Here is a 317-nt window from a genome sequence, read left to right as displayed (position 1 = left end):
TTTGTAGCTTCTGAGTCTTGTGGTAATTCTGGAACATACACTAATACCTGGACGGTTAAAGATGCATGTGGTAATACTTCGGACTCTTTCACGCAAGTGATAACTATCGAAGATACTACGAAACCAACTTGGACTACTCAGGCGGGAAGTTTGGATATAACTATTCAATGTAGTGATGCTGCAGCTTTAACTTCTGCGCAAGCGAATGCTCCTACTGCAACCGATAATTGTGATAGTGATGTAACTAATATCGTTAAAACTAGCGGAGCGTTTGTAGCTTCTGAGTCTTGTGGTAATTCTGGAACATACACGAATAC

The 317-nt window shown here is 40.7% G+C and carries 1 protein-coding gene; it reads left to right on the top strand.

Translation table 11 applies throughout. From position 1 onward, the window contains the following. Positions 1-317, top strand: a 317-nt coding sequence (locus IW20_RS26545) for a hypothetical protein (RefSeq protein ID WP_035629195.1), incomplete at both ends; no start/stop codon positions are given.

It is taken from the genome of Flavobacterium hydatis (assembly GCF_000737695.1).
GTDB classification, from domain to species: domain Bacteria; phylum Bacteroidota; class Bacteroidia; order Flavobacteriales; family Flavobacteriaceae; genus Flavobacterium; species Flavobacterium hydatis.
This window is presented reverse-complemented; position numbering and strand designations above follow the sequence as displayed.